This window comes from Micromonospora sp. NPDC049274, from assembly GCF_040678875.1.
Lineage (GTDB): Bacteria > Actinomycetota > Actinomycetes > Mycobacteriales > Micromonosporaceae > Micromonospora.
This window is the reverse complement of the sequence record NZ_JBFAQS010000001.1, coordinates 152,534-169,662: the sequence shown is the minus strand read 5'-3', so window position 1 is coordinate 169,662 and position 17,129 is coordinate 152,534. Positions and strand designations below refer to the sequence as shown.

19 protein-coding genes are annotated in these 17,129 nt (G+C 72.3%); 2 read left to right on the top strand and 17 right to left on the bottom strand.

All coding sequences use genetic code 11. From position 1 onward, the window contains the following. Positions 1-28 precede the first annotated feature (28 nt). From AB0K10_RS00815 to AB0K10_RS00760, 12 genes are all read right to left on the bottom strand, one after another. On the bottom strand, positions 29-592 hold the full coding sequence (locus AB0K10_RS00815) for a hypothetical protein (protein ID WP_363678579.1): 564 nt from the start codon (positions 590-592) through the stop codon (positions 29-31). 139 nt (positions 593-731) lie between these two features. Further along, on the bottom strand, positions 732-2,171 hold the full coding sequence (locus AB0K10_RS00810; protein WP_363678577.1) for a DUF58 domain-containing protein: 1,440 nt from the start codon (positions 2,169-2,171) through the stop codon (positions 732-734). Further along, entirely contained in the window at positions 2,171-3,178 is a 1,008-nt protein-coding gene (locus AB0K10_RS00805; protein ID WP_363678575.1) for a MoxR family ATPase, read from the bottom strand. The genes AB0K10_RS00810 and AB0K10_RS00805 overlap by 1 nt, the downstream gene beginning before the upstream one ends. Continuing rightward, positions 3,178-3,765 (bottom strand): hypothetical protein, encoded by a 588-nt coding sequence (locus AB0K10_RS00800; RefSeq protein ID WP_363678573.1) that lies wholly within the window; start codon positions 3,763-3,765, stop codon positions 3,178-3,180. The genes AB0K10_RS00805 and AB0K10_RS00800 overlap by 1 nt, the downstream gene beginning before the upstream one ends. Positions 3,766-3,787: 22 nt before the next feature. Next, positions 3,788-4,525 carry a DUF4129 domain-containing protein gene (locus tag AB0K10_RS00795; protein ID WP_363679546.1) on the bottom strand — a complete coding sequence of 246 codons (738 nt, stop codon included), beginning with the start codon at positions 4,523-4,525 and terminating at the stop codon, positions 3,788-3,790. A 92-nt stretch (positions 4,526-4,617) separates the two neighbouring features. Further along, the gene (locus tag AB0K10_RS00790) at positions 4,618-5,358 is read right to left on the bottom strand and encodes a uracil-DNA glycosylase (protein WP_363678571.1); all 741 of its coding nucleotides are present in this window, start codon (positions 5,356-5,358) and stop codon (positions 4,618-4,620) included. Continuing rightward, a complete protein-coding gene (locus AB0K10_RS00785; protein WP_363678569.1) occupies positions 5,351-6,037 on the bottom strand; it encodes a dienelactone hydrolase family protein in 687 nt (228 codons plus the stop codon). The genes AB0K10_RS00790 and AB0K10_RS00785 overlap by 8 nt, the downstream gene beginning before the upstream one ends. 226 nt (positions 6,038-6,263) lie before the next feature. Continuing rightward, positions 6,264-6,770 carry a hypothetical protein gene (locus AB0K10_RS00780; protein WP_363678567.1) on the bottom strand — a complete coding sequence of 169 codons (507 nt, stop codon included), beginning with the start codon at positions 6,768-6,770 and terminating at the stop codon, positions 6,264-6,266. A 130-nt stretch (positions 6,771-6,900) separates the two neighbouring features. After that, positions 6,901-7,902: a hypothetical protein gene (locus tag AB0K10_RS00775; protein WP_363678565.1), complete on the bottom strand. Its 1,002-nt coding sequence runs from the start codon at positions 7,900-7,902 to the stop codon at positions 6,901-6,903. Then, complete coding sequence (locus AB0K10_RS00770; protein ID WP_007455685.1) at positions 7,899-8,231, bottom strand: PadR family transcriptional regulator; 333 nt, start codon at positions 8,229-8,231, stop codon at positions 7,899-7,901. Before AB0K10_RS00770 ends, AB0K10_RS00775 begins: the two co-directional genes overlap by 4 nt. Positions 8,232-8,477: 246 nt before the next feature. After that, entirely contained in the window at positions 8,478-9,407 is a 930-nt protein-coding gene (locus tag AB0K10_RS00765) for a Ppx/GppA phosphatase family protein (RefSeq protein WP_363679544.1), read from the bottom strand. Positions 9,408-9,428: 21 nt separating this feature from the next. Next, complete coding sequence (locus AB0K10_RS00760) at positions 9,429-10,421, bottom strand: helix-turn-helix transcriptional regulator (protein ID WP_363678563.1); 993 nt, start codon at positions 10,419-10,421, stop codon at positions 9,429-9,431. Between the two features lie 97 nt (positions 10,422-10,518). Here AB0K10_RS00760 and AB0K10_RS00755 point away from each other — a divergent pair, with 97 nt between their 5' ends. Further along, positions 10,519-11,394: a polyhydroxybutyrate depolymerase gene (locus AB0K10_RS00755; protein WP_363678562.1), complete on the top strand. Its 876-nt coding sequence runs from the start codon at positions 10,519-10,521 to the stop codon at positions 11,392-11,394. A 1-nt stretch (position 11,395) separates the two neighbouring features. Here AB0K10_RS00755 and AB0K10_RS00750 read toward each other — a convergent pair whose 3' ends face one another. From AB0K10_RS00750 to eno, 4 genes are all read right to left on the bottom strand, one after another. After that, positions 11,396-11,917 carry an amino-acid N-acetyltransferase gene (locus AB0K10_RS00750; protein WP_363678560.1) on the bottom strand — a complete coding sequence of 174 codons (522 nt, stop codon included), beginning with the start codon at positions 11,915-11,917 and terminating at the stop codon, positions 11,396-11,398. Beyond that, positions 11,914-12,471 carry a DUF501 domain-containing protein gene (locus AB0K10_RS00745; RefSeq protein ID WP_007455679.1) on the bottom strand — a complete coding sequence of 186 codons (558 nt, stop codon included), beginning with the start codon at positions 12,469-12,471 and terminating at the stop codon, positions 11,914-11,916. The genes AB0K10_RS00750 and AB0K10_RS00745 overlap by 4 nt, the downstream gene beginning before the upstream one ends. A gap of 34 nt (positions 12,472-12,505) precedes the next feature. Next, positions 12,506-13,144 (bottom strand): septum formation initiator family protein, encoded by a 639-nt coding sequence (locus AB0K10_RS00740; RefSeq protein WP_363678558.1) that lies wholly within the window; start codon positions 13,142-13,144, stop codon positions 12,506-12,508. An 84-nt stretch (positions 13,145-13,228) separates the two neighbouring features. Next, positions 13,229-14,512, bottom strand: a complete 1,284-nt coding sequence (eno, locus tag AB0K10_RS00735; protein WP_363678556.1) for a phosphopyruvate hydratase — start codon at positions 14,510-14,512, stop codon at positions 13,229-13,231. Positions 14,513-14,725: 213 nt separating this feature from the next. Here eno and AB0K10_RS00730 point away from each other — a divergent pair, with 213 nt between their 5' ends. Continuing rightward, the gene (locus AB0K10_RS00730) at positions 14,726-15,418 is read left to right on the top strand and encodes a hypothetical protein (RefSeq protein ID WP_363678554.1); all 693 of its coding nucleotides are present in this window, start codon (positions 14,726-14,728) and stop codon (positions 15,416-15,418) included. Between the two features lie 9 nt (positions 15,419-15,427). Here AB0K10_RS00730 and AB0K10_RS00725 read toward each other — a convergent pair whose 3' ends face one another. Further along, complete coding sequence (locus AB0K10_RS00725) at positions 15,428-17,047, bottom strand: DUF885 domain-containing protein (protein WP_363678552.1); 1,620 nt, start codon at positions 17,045-17,047, stop codon at positions 15,428-15,430. Positions 17,048-17,129: the final 82 nt, after the last annotated feature.

Sequence of the window (17,129 nt, the reverse complement as noted above, 5' to 3'; positions counted from 1 at the left end):
ACCTGCGTAACCCTGCCGTCCCACGGGTTCACCTACGCCGCAGCAGCCAACCCAGCAACGCGACGACACCCACCGCCACCAGCAGCCCCAGCACGGTGACCCACTGATGACCGGCCTCCCCACCCAGGCCCGCCGCCTGCAACAGCAGCACCCCCAGCACGGCCGTACCCAACAGCACCGCCGCCACCCGCAGCAACCACCGGGTGACCAGCTCCGGGTCCACCACCGCGTCGTAGGGCAGCAGCGCCGCAAGCGCGCACAGGGAATGCCCCAGATAGAGCAGCGCGGCGACGGCGAGCAACCGCCACAACGCCACCGGTCGGCCGTACCCGTCGGTGGCGAGCAACCAGCCACCGACCATGACCAGCGCCACGAAGGTCGGCCACAGCCGCCGCGGACCCACCGCGGGCAGCAGCGCGGCCACCGCCAGGAACAACAGCGGCCGGCCGGTCAACACCTCGGCGGGAAACGCCAGCGCCAACCCGGCCAGCGCGATGACGAAGATCGCAGCCCGGACCATCAGCGGAACGGCGCTGATCCGGGCCACCGCCTCCTGAGCAGCCCGAACCCGCCCGGTGACCGCGTCGATCATCTCAGCTCACTCCTCGCGCTCACCGGGCCGCCGATCGTTCGCGACTGCGGGGCTCGCAAACCCGGCTCACTCCTCGCGCTCACCGGGCCGCCGATCGTTCGCGACTGCGGGGCTCGCAAACCCGGCTCACTCCTCGCGCTCACCGGGAACCGACCCTTGGGGCCGTCGCCAGCCGCGCCACATCCCGCAGCACCTGGTCCAGGCTGCCCGCGCCGGCCCAGCGCACGACGGGCACGCCGTGTTCCCGGAGCTGCCCGATCATGGTCTCCCGGTCCAGCCGCCACAGGCGGTACGCCACCTCGGCCCAGCCCCGATCCTTCGGCGGCGTCAGGTTGGCCGGCAGCGTGTCGACCGCCACCACGAACCGGCCGCCGCGGGCCAGCCGCGCCAACATCTGCGCCGACCGCTCGTCGAGCAGCGGGGTGAGGACCACCACCAACGCGTCCGAGGAGAGCTGCTGCGGGCCGAAGACCTGGTCGTACGGCTCGTGTTGAGAGGCGTCGGCACGCACGTCGAGCAGCCACTCCAGGACGGTCAGGTACTGCCGGCGACCGGCGGCCGCGCGTAGGCGGCGGGCACCCGGCCCGTACTCCAGAAGCGACACCCGGTCACCCCGGTGCAGGTAGTGCTCGGCGATCGCCGCGGTGGCCCGCACCGTGGTGTCCAACACCGAGGCGGAGCCGTCCACGCCGCCGGAGCGCCCGGCCTCGGCGAGCACGTCGAGCAGCACCACCACCTCGGCGTCCCGGTCGGAGAGGGTGGCCGCCACGTGCAACTGCCGGGCGCGCAGCGACACCCGCCAGTCGACTCGGCGGAGCCGGTCACCGGGAGCGAAGATCCGCACACCGGCCAGTTCGCCGCCCTCACCGGGCCGGCGGGAGTGGTGCGCGCCGACCAGGCCGGCGGCGCGGGGCATCGCCTCCACCGCCTCGAACGGTTCGGTACGCGGATAGACCCGCACCCCGACCGCATCGGTGAGCACCGCTCGGGAGACGAGCAGGCCACCCGCCGCGGCGACCCGCGCGCCGGCCGGACCGACCGGGTGTCGACCCCAGCGCAGAGCCCGGCCGGCCAACTCCAGGTCCACCGCCGCGGCGGCGGGCACCGAGGTGACGAACGGCCGGTCGGCGACCGAACGGCCGGTGCCGGCGGGCGTGCCAGCAGCAGGCGAGGCGTCGGCGGTCGGGGCGTCGGGGGCCGCGGCGCCGGCGAAGCCGGCACGGCTGATCCGCAACCACGGCGAGACCCGGGACCGCACCACCACCAGGTCGTAGTCGACCGTGTCCGGATTGCCGACACTCACCGCCGCCGACACGTCGCCACCCTCGACCAGCGGCGCGTCGTCCCCGGCGGTGATCCAGACCTGCGGCAACGTCGTGGGCCGGCGGCGCAGCGCGTACGCGGTGCCCAGCGCGAACGGGGCCGCCAGCACGACGAGGTCGACCCGCCCCAGCAGGACCCCCGTCACCAGCAGCAGGCCGGCGAGCAGCACCGCGCGGCCGAGCGCGGGGGTGGGCGCCCAGCCGGCTGTCGACTCCGGCTCGGTGGATCGCGGCTCGGGCAGGCTCGGGCCGGTCATCAGCGCCGGAGCCCGCCGGCGGCGTAGCTGGGCAGCGCGCCACTGGCCGGGGCGGGCGTCGCCTCCAACACCTCACCCAAGACGAAGGCCGGGTCGACGCGGCGCAGCCACATCTCCGGGCGCAGGGTGATCCGGTGGGCCAGGGCGGGTGCCGCCACCTCCTTGACGTCCTCCGGCACCACGTAGTCCCGGCCACCGAACACCGCGCGCACCCGAGCCAGCAGCAACAGCGCCAACGAGCCACGCGGCGAGGCGCCGACCAGCACCGACGGGTGTTCCCGGGTGGCGGCGGTGAGGGACACGATGTACCGGCCGATGGAATCCTCCACCACCACGTCCTCCAGGGCGGCCTGCATCGCCCGCAGGGTGGCGGCGTCGACGACCGGTTTGATGTCGGCCTCCTCGCGACGGCGGCCCATCCGGCGGCGCAGCACCTCCCACTCCTCCTCGTGCTCCGGATAGCCGAAGGAGACCCGCAGCAGGAACCGGTCCAGCTGCGCCTCGGGCAGCGGGTAGGTGCCCTCGTACTCGATGGGGTTGGCGGTGGCCAGCACGTGGAACGGCTCGTCCAGCTTGTACGTCACGCCCTCCACCGAGACCTGCTTCTCCTGCATGGCCTCCAACAGCGCGGACTGGGTCTTCGGCGGCGTCCGGTTGATCTCGTCGGCGAGGAGCAGGTTGGTGAAGACCGGCCCCGCACGGAAGGCGAAGTCGCCGTTGCGCTGGTCGTAGAGGAAGGAGCCGGTGACGTCGGCGGGGAGCAGGTCCGGGGTGAACTGGAGTCGACGGAAGTCCAACCCGAGTGCCTGGGCGAAGGAGCGCGCGGTGAGCGTCTTGCCCAGACCGGGCAGGTCCTCCAGGAGCACGTGCCCGCCGGCCAGGATCCCGGCGAGGACCAGCTCCAACGCGTCCCGCTTGCCGACCACGACGGTGCCGACCGCGTCCAGGACGGCCCGGGCCAGGCGACCGACCTCGGCGGCGGACATGCTCCGGTCCACGTCGTTCATCAGATGTTCTCCAGTTCGGCGACGATCACCGCGAGATCGCGCGGCGACGGAGGGCGGCGGGGCGGGCTTTCCAGGAACGTCCACAGCCGGTCACCCAGCAGGGCACGGGCGCGGACCGGGTCGGATTCGCGGGTCACGCCGTGCTTCAGGCGCAGCCGCTCGTCGGCGAGTTCCGCGAGCCGGGGCAGGATGACCCCGGTGAAACGTTCGGGTCGCGTCGTGGACCAGTCCAGCGGGAGTTCCCAGCCGTTGATGGCGGCGCGCAGCGCGTCCCGCGCACCCCAGTTCCAGGTGCCCTCGTCGTACTGGGTGGTGGAGGAGCGCCGGGACGTTGGCGGTGGTGGCGCCGCGAGGGCGGCGGCGATCCGGCGCACCGCGGACACCGCGAACACCCCGGCGATCAGGATCATCAGCGAGATCTGCAGACCGACCGCCCGGAGCCCGACAACCAGCACGGCGACCATGGCGGCGTTGCCGGCCAGGGCTCGGAAGATGCGCCCGGCAGGGCCACCCTTGTCACGGTCGTCGCGCTTCGGCCGCTCCTCCTCGAAGGTGAGCAGGTCGTCGATGCTGGCGCTGCCGCTCACCGTTGCACCGTCCCCGGCCCGCTCATGACGGCACCTCGGGGGCGCCCGCCGTCACGATGGTGAGTTCACCGCGCAACCGCCGCAGCGCGGCGCGGGCCTGGTCACGGGTGCCCTCGTCGACGTCCCGTGTGGCGTACCGGGCCTCGCGGTAGACGTGCGCGAACTCGGCGAGCACGTCGGCGCTGACGATCGCCGGGACCCCTGTCGACGGATCACCCCGCAGCAGCCGGGTGACCAGGTCGGTCGGGGTGTCGCCGGGTTGCCGCGCCACGCCGGCCACGGCGGCGGCCTCCTCGAGGCGTACCCAGCAGGCGATCACCGCGACGCGTGGGTCGGTGGCCTGGTCGTCCAGCTCCACCAGGCCGGCGTCGAGGGCGGCGACCACCTCGAGGGCGGTGCCCTCGGCCGTACGGCGGGCACTCCGTGCCGGCAGCGCCCGGGTGGTGCGGCGCAACGCACCGCGGATCAGGAGCCAGCCGAGGTAACCCAGCACCGCGAGGATGGCCAGCCCGAGCAGAACCATCGCCACGGTGGCGATCCACTGCGGGATGTGCGCCTGGGTGGCCTCGCCGGCGTCCCTCGGCTCGACCGGGATCGACGGCGGTGGCGTCGGAATGTCCGTCGGATATTCGGGCACCCACGGCACGTTGTCCGCGGCCGGCGGGATCTGACTGGCGCCGATCGACGAGTGCGCCGAGGCCAGTGCGGCGGCCGCGAGCAGCGCCACCACCGTACCCACCGGCCACCACCGGCGCAGCAGGCCGAGCACCGGGCGGACCACACCCGGTCCGGCGACCGGGGACGGCGTGGGCGGGCGTGTTCCGTTCGTCATCGCCACCACCCCACGCGTTCTCAGTCCACTTCGGCCAGCTGCTTGGCCCGGCCGAAGACATCGTCCAACATCCCCGGTGTCAGCCGCCCGGTGAAGGTGTTCTGCTGGCTGACGTGGTAGCAACCGAGCAACTCCGGCACGGCCGCGCCGGACCAGTGTGCCCCATGGCCGAACGCCGGTCGCGGGCTGGGCGGGCGCTGCCCGTACACCTGGCGCAGCACCGGCCACCACGCGGCCCAGGCGAACGCGCCCAGCGCCACCACGACGCGCAGTGTGGGCCTGATCAGCGTGACCTCGCGGTGCAGCCAGGGCGCGCAGGTGTCCCGCTCGTCGGGGGTGGGCTTGTTGTCCGGCGGCGCGCAGCGGACGGCGGAGAAGATACGGGTGTCGCGCAGGGTGAGGCCGTCGTCGGCGGCGACGCTTGTCGGCTGGTTCGCCAGCCCGGCCCGGTGCAGGGCCGCGAAGAGCACATCGCCCGAGCGGTCGCCGGTGAAGATCCGGCCGGTGCGGTTGCCGCCGTGCGCGGCGGGCGCGAGCCCGAGGATGGCGATCCGCGCGTCGGCGGGGCCGAAGCCCGGCACCGGTCGACCCCAGTACTCCTGGTCGCGGAAGGCGGCCCGCCGGGTGCGGGCCACCTCCTCCCGCCATCGCACGAGCCGGGGGCAGGCGAAACAGTCGCTGACCGCCGCGTCGAGGTCGGCCAGGTCGGTCGCCCGCGCGGCGCGGGCGACGACCTGGTCGGGGGTACGCGGCTCAGCCAAGTTTGGCCCGGAAGAGCTCGAGGGTACGGGCCCAGGCGCTGGCGGCGGATCGCTGGTCGAACGCCTCCGGCCGGTCGTCGTTGAAGAACGCGTGCGAGCTGCCCGGGTAGTCGTAGAGCTGGCAGGTGCCGCCGGCCTCCTCGATGGCCCGGCGCGCGGTCTGCACACCCTCGTCGGTCGAGGTGCCGTCCTCTTCGGAACAGTGGATGACCGCCGCCTTGCCGGCGTAGTCGGCCCAGTCGGGGCGCATCGACTCCCAGGGCAGCACGGGATAGAAGCCGACGCTGGCGACGATCCGCTCGGAGAGGGTCGCCGACCAGAGGGCCAGGCTGCCGCCTGCGCAGAACCCGACGGCGCCGACCTTGCCGGTGACCTCCGGCCGGCCGGCGAGGTAGTCGGCGGCGCCGGCGATGTCCTTCGCCGCCTCGTCCATTCGCATCCCCAGCAGCAGACGCTGCGCCTCGTCCGGCTCGCTGGTGGTCTCACCGTGGTAGAAGTCCGGGGCCAGGGCGACGAAGCCGGCCTCGGCGAACCGGTCCGCGACCGACCGGATGTGCGGGACGAGACCCCACCACTCCTGGATCACGATGACGGCGGGGCTGGCCGTGCCGCTGGCGGGTATCGCGAGATACCCCTCGCTCGTCCCCCCGTTGCTGCGGTAGCTCACCATGTCGCCCATCGGCCGTCCTCCTAGCGGTCAGTCATCGTTGGCTGGTCGCCCAGTGGTCCTACGTGCCGGTAGCCTGCCATGCCGCGCCCCCTGCCCGGAAGACGCCGGAACAGTGGCATTCACCTCCCGTTCGCCGGACGGTGACTCCGGGTATGCCGACGGCGGCGGGAAACTCTCCCCGCCGCCGTCGTCGGTGTCGCAGCCCGGTCAGGCCCTGTCGCTCAGGCCTTCTTGGTCAGGCCTTCTTGGTCAGGCAGAGCACGTAGCCCTTCTTGCCCGACTCGATGCTGTAGAAGACGTACCCCTCCTGGTCTTCCTTGAAGAACTCGTTGCACGTGGTGTCGGCCTTGGCCTGGGTTTCGGTCTGCCCGTCGATCCGACCGACCACGCTGTACGCGGCGTCGGTGGAGGTGCACTCGACGACCTTGGCGCCGTCGACCTTCTCCTCCTTGTCGCCCTTGATCTCGGGCAGCTCGGCGATGCAGTCGCCGGCCTTGGCGTCGGCCGTCTCATCCTTGTTCAGGAAGTTGCCGACCGCCGAGGCGAGACCGAACTTCAGGCCGGCGATGACGAGGAACACGACGATCGCGCCGATGATGCCGAGCGCCTTCTTCCCACCGGACTTCTTCGCCTCCGGCTCGGCCGGGGGCGGCGTCTCGACGGCCGGCTGGGCGGGCGTCTCGCCGACCGGCGGCTGCGGCGCGGCGTCTGACGCGGAGGGCGGTGCGACCTGCTCTGACACGGGGGTTCCTTCCGAGGGGTGGATGAGCAGACGACACCGTAACGATCATTGATTTCCGGTGTCGTCCCGCTCGCCTCGTCCGTTCAGCTATTTCCCAGCATCGTCTGCATGATCTGGTTCACATCGCCCGTCAGCTCGTCGCGGTCGGGGTCGGGTCGCCACTGGGCGTACCGCTCGGTGTCGCGCTCGGGCTCACCGTGGGTTGACCGGTGACTGTCGGAGTTGGTGTGGTGGTCGGCTCCGGTGTGGTGGTCGGCGCCCGGGGCGGGATGGGCATGCCCGGGCCCCGGGGCCCGAAGGGAGCCTGCTCCGGACAGAGGGGGTACGCCCGCAGCAGCTTGTCCTGGCTGTTGAGCGCTTGTTCGCAAGTCGGGTAGCCCAGTCGGATCGGGTTGCCGTTCTCGTCGAAGAGGTGGGCGTTCTCCACCAGCCGACCCTCGCTGTCATAGACGAAGACGTCCATGATCCGTTCGTACGGGTTGTCGACCGAGGTCGGTTGGTAGCCGTAGTCGCCGTAGCGCATCCGGTCCTCGGCCTGCACCAGGGCGGAGAGTGCGAACACCACAAGCACCGCGCTGCCGACCTGCACCGCCGAGCGCGGCCAACGGGTCAGCTGGGCGGAACGCCGACCGAGCCAGATCGAGGCGAGCACGAAGCCGACCAGCATGATCAGGCCGGCGAGCAGCTCACCACCGAGCCGGGGCAGCAGACCGAAGTCGCCCCCCGTGGTGATCACCGTGACCAGCATCGCCGCGAGGTAACCGCGCAGCACCCACCAGGCAGGGCGCAGCAGCTTGAGGAAGTCGCTGGCCGTCTCGTACCCCAGGGGTGGGCCGAGCCGGACGTCGACGGCTCGCAGCCGCCTGCGGGCCCGGATCACCGCGGTGGCGACGCGCTGGTCGAGGTTGCGTCCACCGCCCACGCCGGCGCCGGCCGCGACGCGCAGCTCGGCGGCGTACGTCTCGGGCTCGCCCAGCCGCTCGACGAGAGTGCCCTCGCCCTCGGCCGCGACCTCGGTGAGATGGTCGGCGAGATCCTCGGTCAGCTCGTTGCGCCGGTCGGGCGGCAGGTCGGCCAGAGCCGCCCGGACCCGCGCCACGTAGTCGGTGATCTCCTGCTCCGTGACGGTCATGCCGCCAGCCCCCGATCGTCGAGCAGAGTGTCCATGGTCGTGGCGAACGAGCGCCAGAGCTTGCCGGAGCGGGTCAACTGGTCACGCCCGGCGGCGTTGAGCGAGTAGTACTTGCGGTGCGGGCCGGTCTCGCTCGGCACGACGTAGGTGGTGAGCAGGCCGGCGGCGAAGAGACGGCGCAGCGTGCCGTAGACCGAGGCGTCGCCGATCTCCTCCAGGCCGGCCTCGCGGAGCCGGCGCAGGATGTCGTAGCCGTAACCGTCCTCCTCCCGGAGCACGGCGAGGACGGCCAGATCGAGCACGCCCTTCAACAACTGTGTGGTGTCCACGCAATGCACACTAGTACGCAATGCGAAGTAGCGTCAACGATTCGCCCCCGACGCGCCGAGCGGGACCGCGCGGGGCTGGGCGGGCCTGGGCGGGGCTGGGCGGGCCTGGGCGGGGCTGGGCCAGCTTGATCCACACGAGATCGCCGAAACCGGGGTGTCCAGGTGGTCTTGATACCGCGATATCGGCGATGTCGTGTTGATCAAGGCCGCGTGACCAGGGCCGAGTCGATCAAGGCCGCGGGTGGCCTACTGGAGACTCCAGGCGATGCCGTCGAGGATGTCGTGCTCCGAGGCGACCACCGAGGGCATTCCGGCGCGCTCCATGATCACGCGGAGCACCAGCGCGCCCGCTCCGATCACGTCGGCCCGGCCCGGGTGCATCACCGGAATCGTCAACCGCTGCGCGCGGGTCTGACCCAGCAGGTCCGCCGTCACCCGCGCCACCGCCTCGTACGACACCCGAGCGTGGTGGATGCGCTCCGGGTCGTACTCCCGCAGGCCCTGGGCGATGGCGACCACAGTGGTGACCGAACCGGCGAGGCCGACAAGGGTGGCGGCCTCGCGGCCGGGCACCGACGCGAGCGCCCGGTCCACGACGGCGGCGATGTCGCCCTCCGCGGCCGCGATCTGCTCGGCCGTCGGCGGGTCGCCCGGCAGGTGCCGCTCGGTCATCCGGACGCACCCGATGTCCACGGAGATCGCCGACCGCACGCCAGCGGCCCGGTCACCGACCACGAACTCGGTGGAGCCACCGCCGATGTCGACGACCAGGAACGGCTCCGACGCGTCGGCGGGCAGCCCGCGCACCGCGCCGGTGAACGACAGCCGAGCCTCCTCGTCGCCGCTGACCACCTCGGGCGCCACGCCCAGGGTGCGCTGCACCATCTCGGTGAAGTCGGCAGCGTTCGCGGCGTCCCGGGAGGCCGAGGTCGCGCACATCCGCACCCGCTGGGCACCCAGCTTCTCGATGTCGGCGGCATACGACGCCAGCGCCACACGCGTCCGCTCGATCGCCTCCGGCGCCAGCCGGCCCGTCCTGTCGACGCCCTGCCCGAGCCGGACGATCTCCATCCGTCGGGTCACGTCGGTCAGCGGGGCCTGCGGCCCGGCCGACTCCTCAGGCAGGTCGGCTACCAGCAGTCGGATCGAGTTGGTCCCGCAGTCGATGGCCGCCACACGCGTCGTCACCCCGCAACCCTACGACAGCCCTCCGGGCGGCCCGACGCTCAACAGACCTGCGCCGAGCGGCGTCACGTGGTGTCGGACGGTCCCGCCCTCCCGCTCGCTGACGACCAGACCGGCCGCCCGCAGCGCGGTGGCGTGCTCCGAGGCCGACGACAGACTGACCCCGACCGCCCGGGACAGCGCCGTGGTGGTCAGCCCGCCCTCGCCGGCGAGACGCCGCAGCACCGCCGCGCGGGTGGCGCCGAGCAGTCGGCCGAGGGGATCGCCCTCCGGGGCGTCGCCGCGGATCGGCATCGGCGCCGGATAGACGAGCAGGATCGGCCGCCCCGGCTGGACCAGCACCCGGGGGCGGAGCCCGGCGAACGGAGAGGGCAGCAGGATCACGCCGTGACCGGTTCCGACCACGTCCCCGCTCCACCAGGTCCGTACCTCCAGCACCGGCTCACGCCACCGGATCGCCGGATGCAACCCCGCGAAGAGCCCGGCGAGGCCGTGTTGCGCGAGCCGTTGACTGGCGAGGGTCACCTGCTGGCGGTGTGTCGACACCAGATCAGGCCAGAGCGGCGCGAGCACGGCGTCGAACCAGCTGGCCACGGCACCGCCGAACAGGTCCAGCACCTCCGGGTCGGCCGCCGCGAACCGACGCCGCAGCGGGGTGGCGCTCACGCCGGCGTACGACGCCGTGGCCTCGGCGCGCACCCGGCAGGCCGGGGTGGCGCGGATGGCCTCCAGACCTGCCGCCAGCGATTCCAGACCGTCGAGAGGGGTGACGAAATCCGGCAGGCGCCCCCGCTCCGGCAGCAGGTGTCGAAGGATCGCGGTGGCTGCCTGGGCCGCGCCCGTCGCCTCGACCGCCGTCGCCTGCTCGGCCAGCGCGGGGGCCAGCACGGCGACCGTCGGATCGCGCAGCCACTGACCGGCCAGCAGCGCGGTGCCGACCGGGTGCAGTCGATCGCCGAACCGCACCCGGCAGAGATCCGCCGGGCCGAGCTGGAGGCGAAGCATGAGAAACAGCCTGCCTCCCTTCGGTCAGGACCGAAAGGGTTGATCCGCGCACCGATCACGTCCAGTGTGGACGCGGGGTCGACGGGGGGTGGCCGACGTGCGGCGAACGGTGGCGGTGTTGACGGGGCTCTGCCTCATTGTCGTGGCCGCAGGTTGTGAGCGGGGGCAACCCTCGTCGACCCCGTCCGCGTCGAGCGAACGCCCGGCTCCGGGCGACCACCAGCTCACGCTGAAGCACAACGGGCTCGACCGCGGCTACCTGCTGCACGCCCCACCCGGGTACGACCCGAGCCGTGCGCCCGCCCTGGTCATCGCGCTGCACTTCTATCCCGGATCCGGCTACCTCGTGCGGGATCTGGCGGGCCTGGAGGCTCGGGGCGACAGGGACAACGTCCTGGTCGCCTACCCGGACGGGCTGGACGGTGGGTACAACGCGCTGTCCTGCTGCGGCAACGCGGACGACGTCGGCTTCCTCAACGCCCTCACCGACCACCTGGTCCAGACCTGGCGGGCGGACCCCAACCGGGTCTTTCTCACAGGCATCTCCAACGGCGGCGACATGAGCTTCCGGGCGGCGGTGGAGGCCACCGGCAGGTACGCCGCGATCGGGGTGGTCAGCGGCGGTTACAGCGGTGCACTGACCACTGATGAGAGCTACGTGCCGAAGTCACCGGTCTCCGTGATCACCTTCATCGGCGCTCAGGACGAGTACGCCCCGAAGTTCCAGGCGGGCATCAAGACCTGGCAGCAACGGCTCCGGTGCACGCCGGCGTCGAAGGCGTCCGGGGTGCCGAGGGTGACGCGGACCGAGGCCCGGTGCGCGGACGGCAGCGAGGTGAGCGTCTACACCATCGCCGACATGGGCCACAGCTGGCCGGGGGCGACCTCCGGTCAGCTCGCCGCGCCCGCCGCGGGTGTCACCGCCACCGACTTGATCTGGGACTTCTTCGCCAGCCACCCCCGCCGCGCCTGAGCTACAGGCGCAGCAGCATCCGGGTGTTGCCCAGCGTGTTCGGCTTGACCCGCTCCAGGTCCAGGAATTCCGCGACACCCTCGTCGTACGAGCGCAGCAACTGCTCGTAGACCGGCTGCGGCACCGGAGCGCCGTCGATCTCCCGGAAGCCGAACGAGCCGAAGAACCGGGTCTCGAAGGTGAGCACGAAGATCCGCGCCACGCCCAGCTCCCGGGCCGCGTCGATCAGCTCACCCACCAGCCGGTGCCCGATCCGCTGGCCGCGACAGGACGGGTCGACGGCCACCGTACGGATCTCGGCCAGGTCCTCCCACATCACGTGCAACGCCCCGCAACCCACCACGACGCCGTCATCGGGCCGGACCGCCACCCGGAACTCCTGCACGTCCTCGTAGAGGGTGACGGTGGCCTTGCTCAGCAGTCGCCGGTCGTCGGTGTACGTGTCGACCAACCGGCGGATGCCCCGCACGTCCCCGGTGCGGGCCCGCCGCACCAGGATCCGGCCCTCGGCCTGCGTGGTCATTCCGTGGGGGGCACGTCGACGCAGGGGCCGCTGGCCCACCAGGGCTCGACAAGCGCCAACGTCTCGTCACCGAACGGGTTCACGCCGGGGCCGGCACCCAGGGCGTGGCCGAGGTGCACGTGCAGGCACTTCACCCGGCCGGGCATCCCACCGGCGGAGATGCCCGCGATCTCCGGCACCTCGCCGATCGCCTCGCGGCGGGCCAGGTAGTCCTCGTGCGCCGCCCGGTAGTGGGCGGCCAGCTCCGGATCAGTCGACAGCCGGTCGGCCATCTCCCGCATCAGCCCGGCCGACTCCAGCCGGCTGCACGCCGCGGTGGCCCGGGGGCAGGTCAGGTAGTACAGCGTCGGGAACGGGGTGCCGTCGGCGAGGCGGGGCGTCGTCTCCACCACGTCGGGCAGGCCGCACGGGCAGCGGTGGGCCACCGCCCGGGTGCCCCGGGGCGTCCGGCCGAGCTGAGCCGCCACCGCGGCCAGGTCGGCCTCCGTGGCCGGCTCCCGCTGCGGCAGGGGTACGGAATCCGCCGCCGACTCCGGCGGTGGTGCGACAGTCACGGTGCTCGTCTCTCCTGGTGTGCTGATCGGTGGGTCACTTACCCGGCTGCTGGGTGTCCGCCGCCCGCACACTCGACCAGAGCGTGTCGTACCAGGTCGTCGGCCCCGCCGGGGCGCCCGAGCCGGGCGACTTCCCGGCGTCGCGGGCGGCGCCCACCGGGTCGTTCAGCACCACCATCATCTTCTCGCCCGGCCGGCCCATGAAGAACCGCTCCCGAGCCTGCGTCATCTTGTACTCGGGGTCCTGCCACTTGGCCGCCTCCGCGGTCAGCTTGGCGATCTCCTCCTCCTGCGCCGCCTGGGCGGCCTCCATCCGCTCGATGTCGGCCTGCTGATCCAGGTAGACCCGCACCGGATAGGTGTACGCGAGGGCGAGGGCGATCAACACCGCGAACAACACGGTGGCCCGGCCGGTGAAGCGACGGGGATGGGGTGCGGCGAGCCGCTTGACGGAACCGCCGGCGGCCGTACGCCGGGCAGCGGCCGGACGGTTCGCGGAGCGTACGCCCTCGGCGCCCCGGACCGCGCCCGGCGCCCGACCGGCGGCGCCGCGCGGTTCGGCGCGTAGGCCTGCGTCCCGGAGCGACCCACGGGTGGCCCGGCCAGCACCCGGTCGACCGGTCTGACCCGGCCGACGGGCGGGACGTTGACCACCCGGTGTGCGGCGCTGCATCGTCACACCCCTCCCCCGAGGCTACGTGTGTTGCCGAGTGCGCCGGGAAGCCCCAGGACCGCTGCGGGGCTTCCCGACAACCTCTCAGGCCGAACGGTAACGCGGGAACGCACCCGCGCCCGCGTAGCGCGCCGCGTCGGCCAGCTCCTCCTCGATCCGGAGCAGCTGGTTGTACTTGGCGACCCGGTCCGAGCGGGCCGGCGCGCCGGTCTTGATCTGGCCGCAGCCGGTGGCCACCGCCAGGTCGGCGATCGTGGTGTCCTCGGTCTCGCCGGAGCGGTGGCTCATCATGCACTTGAAGCCGGCCCGGTGGGCCAGGTCCACCGCGTCCAGGGTCTCGGTGAGCGAACCGATCTGGTTGACCTTGACCAGGACCGCGTTCGCGGACTTCTCCGCGATGCCGCGGGCGATGCGCTGCGGGTTGGTCACGAACAGGTCGTCGCCGACGATCTGCACCCGGTCGCCGATCGACGCGGTGAGCGTCTGCCAGCCGGTCCAGTCGTCCTCCGCCAGCGGGTCCTCGATCGACACGATCGGGTAGTCACCGGCCAGCTTGGTGTAGTAGTTGCTCATCTCCTCGGCGGACTTCGCGGCGCCCTCGAACGTGTAGGTGCCGTTGTCGAAGAACTCCGTGGCCGCCACGTCGAGGGCGAACACGATGTCGGTGCCGAGCCGGTAACCGGCCTTCTCGACCGCCTCGGCGATCAGGTCCAGGGCAGCCGCGTTGGTCGGCAGGTTCGGCGCGAAGCCACCCTCGTCGCCGAGCCCGGTCGACAGGCCCTTCTTCTTCAGCACCGACTTCAGCGCGTGGTAGACCTCCGCGCCGGAGCGCAGCGCCTCGCGGAAGGTGGGCGCACCGATCGGCGCGACCATGAACTCCTGGATGTCGACGTTGGAGTCGGCGTGCGCCCCACCGTTGAGGATGTTCATCATCGGCACCGGCAGCAGGTGCGCGTTCGGGCCGCCCAGGTAGCGGAAGAGGCTCAGCTCGGCACTGCCGGCGGCCGCCTTCGCCACCGCCAGGGAGACCCCGAGGATGGCGTTCGCGCCCAGCTCCGACTTGCTGTCGGTGCCGTCGATGTCGAGCATCTTCTGGTCGATGAGCCGCTGCTCGCTGGCCTCGTACCCGATGATCTGGTCGACGATCTTGTCTTCGACGTTGGAGACCGCCTTCTCCACGCCCTTGCCCTGGTAGCGGTCGGCGTCACCGTCGCGCAGCTCGATCGCTTCGAACGCGCCGGTGGAGGCGCCGGAGGGCACTGCGGCGCGGGCCACCGTGCCGTCGTCCAGGCCGACCTCGACCTCGACCGTCGGGTTGCCCCGCGAGTCGAGAATCTCCCGGGCGACGATTCCCTCGATGGTTGCCACTGAGTCGCTCCTCGTTGTTGTGATCCGGTCCGTGGGTGGGCCGCGACGGTGCGGCTGAGGCAGGTGTTGAACGCAGCGTATCGGGCGGCGGGATCGGGCACGGCGTCGCCCGCGCACCCGAGTCGCCCCGCGCTGACGGACATTCCCGGATTTCCGGGCGTCAACCGGCAACGGGTTTGCGCTGCGCCGACTTGATCCACCAGGCTGGTCGTCATGCCCGCCGCCTCGACCACCCTCCGCATGCTCGCCGTGTCGGTCATCGCGTCGCTCACGGTCACCGGCTGTCAGACATTCGAGGACGCCGGCAGCGCCATGGGCCGCTCGGATCTCGTCAACGACCTCGCCGCCCGCCTCGATCGGGCGCTGGAGTTGACCTACTCGGCCGACTACCAGCTGCCCGGCGGCCAGACCGCCGCGATCGTGCAGGCGCAGGATCCGGCCCGCTCCGCCTACACCTACCCGGGTGGGCGGCTCACCGTCACGCCGGACGCCGTCACCCGCTGCACGGCGACCGGCGGCCGGATGGCGTGCACGCTCGTCGCGCCGCCCAGCCCGGGAAGCAAGCCCACAGTGGCGCTCTTCACCGAGGCCAACCGGCAGGGTCTCGTCACCCCGCCGGTGGTGGTCGGGCTGCTGACCGCCGCCGCACTCGACCCGCAGGCGGTGATCAAGCAGAGCGACACCACAGTCGCGGGGCATCACGCGGCCTGCGTCGAGGTGCAGCGCTCGGACGGCGACTTCAGCGCCTGCGTGACCACCGAAGGCGTGCTCGGCAGCTTCCTCGGCTCGGTCGACGGCAAACCGAGGGAGCTGGCGTTGAGCGCCTACTCCGAGACGGTGGAGGAGACAGCGTTCGACCCGCCCGCCGGCGCCGGCGTGGTGGACCGCCGGCCGGGCGGCCAGTAGCCGGCGTCCTCACACGTCGAGCAACGTGCGCAGGTGGCGCGGAGGCGGGCAGTCGTGGGCCAGCATCGCGTCGTGCCAGTCGCGCACCGACACCCCCTCCGGGCGGGCGGCGGCGATCTCGGCCACCTCGCTGTACCCGACGAAGTACGTGGAGAGCTGCGTCGAGGTGAGCAGGGACCGACGCCACTTGCCGGCAGCCTCGCCCTCCTCCTGGAAACCGCGCCCGGTCATCAGCGCCATGGCCTCGGCCTCGGGCAGCTCCTCGGCGTGCACCAACTGGTCGAGCAGCGCATTGATGGTCATGCGGAGCTGCATCTTGAGCTGCTGCAACCGCACCGGCAGGCCACCGAAACCGAGCCCGGCCATCAGCTCCTCGGCGTACACCGCCCAGCCCTCGACGAACGGGCCGGACCGGGCCAGCGCCCGCACCCGCGTGCCGCCGACGTACCGCCGGGCGTGGGCGAGCTGGAGGAAGTGGCCGGGCATCGCCTCGTGCACGGTCAGGTTGCGGACCATGTGATCGTTGTACTCGCGATAGAAGGAGTCCACGCGCTGCGCCGACCAGTCCGCCGGGGTGGGCGCGATGCAGTAGAAGGTCGGCACCGGCGCCGTCTCCAGCGGGCCGGGCGAGTCGCAGTACGCCACCGCGACACCCCGCGCGAACTCCGGCATCTCCTGGATCACGCACCTGTCGTCGACGAGGGTGACCAGGTCGTGGAGGCGGACGAAGTCGGTCGCCTCGTCCAGGGTCACTCCGGCCAGCTCGACGATCGTCGAGTCGTCCGGGTGCTCGGCGGCGAGCACGTCCAGCGCCCGACGTACCGCAGCGTCGTCTGCCGGGCCGCCGACCAGCTCGACGGCCGCCGCGCGGATCTCCGCGGTGATCCGGTCCAGGTTGGCCCAGGCGCGGCGCTGGATCTCGGCAGCCCCCAGCTCGGTGTCGAGGGTGTGCCAGAGCCGCGCCTCCCAGCGGTGGCGCCCCAGCCGTGGGTCACGGCCGGGACCCGCGTCGGCGGCCAGGCCGGTACGCAGCCAGGCGACGAACTCGTCCAGCGCGGCGATCGCGGCGGTGGCGGCCGGCTCGACCTCGTCGAGCCTGCCCGGCGCCTGGGCGATCAGCCCCGGCAGCTCGTCGCGGATCAGCGCGGCCGTGCCGGTGAACTGCCCGACAGCCGTCTCGGCGTGGATCCGCGGCATGTCCCGCAGCGTCGCGCGGGCGGTGGCGAGAGCATCCGGTACGTCGGCGAGCCGGCCGGCCAGTTGCGTCAACCGCACCTCGGCCGGGGCGTACGGGCGGGCCAGCAGCGGGTGCAGCAGCGGGCCGGGGTTGTGGTGCAACGGGTCCCACTCGTGCGACCGGATCTCGGTCAGCTCGAACAGCTCCCGGTCCACGAAGGAGGTGAGCAGCGCGTGGTCCACCTGTTCGTCGACGTCCAGCGCGTCGGGGTCCAGCTCGGACAGCGCGTTCGCCGCGTCGGCGAGCATCACCCGGTCGGCGGCCAGCGCGTCGACGGAGAGATCCGGAAGCCGAGAGTCGAACCGGTGATCCCCAGCAGCGGTGGCGACCCCCGGCCGCGCTTCCAGCAGTGCTTCAACAACCCGCTCCGCAAGTACCCCGAACTCCTCCACCAACCCACCCTACCGACACCCCCCACCCCCAACCCCACTTCGGTCGATCATGAAGTTATTGCCGCCCGCTTCGGCGTGTCGC

Bases quoted from the DNA above. Each gene is read 5' to 3' on its own strand.
- AB0K10_RS00760 (WP_363678563.1), bottom strand. From the start codon at position 10,421: ATGCTTCGCCTCCAGCTCGGCCCGGCGGATCTCTGCCGGGTGCGGTTC.
- AB0K10_RS00785 (WP_363678569.1), bottom strand. From the start codon at position 6,037: ATGGGCGACATGGTGAGCTACCGCAGCAACGGGGGGACGAGCGAGGGG.
- AB0K10_RS00805 (WP_363678575.1), bottom strand. From the start codon at position 3,178: ATGAACGACGTGGACCGGAGCATGTCCGCCGCCGAGGTCGGTCGCCTG.
- AB0K10_RS00730 (WP_363678554.1), top strand. From the start codon at position 14,726: ATGCCCGCCGCCTCGACCACCCTCCGCATGCTCGCCGTGTCGGTCATC.
- AB0K10_RS00815 (WP_363678579.1), bottom strand. From the start codon at position 592: ATGATCGACGCGGTCACCGGGCGGGTTCGGGCTGCTCAGGAGGCGGTG.
- AB0K10_RS00750 (WP_363678560.1), bottom strand. From the start codon at position 11,917: ATGACCACGCAGGCCGAGGGCCGGATCCTGGTGCGGCGGGCCCGCACC.
- AB0K10_RS00775 (WP_363678565.1), bottom strand. From the start codon at position 7,902: ATGACCGTCACGGAGCAGGAGATCACCGACTACGTGGCGCGGGTCCGG.
- AB0K10_RS00810 (WP_363678577.1), bottom strand. From the start codon at position 2,171: ATGACCGGCCCGAGCCTGCCCGAGCCGCGATCCACCGAGCCGGAGTCG.
- AB0K10_RS00740 (WP_363678558.1), bottom strand. From the start codon at position 13,144: ATGCAGCGCCGCACACCGGGTGGTCAACGTCCCGCCCGTCGGCCGGGT.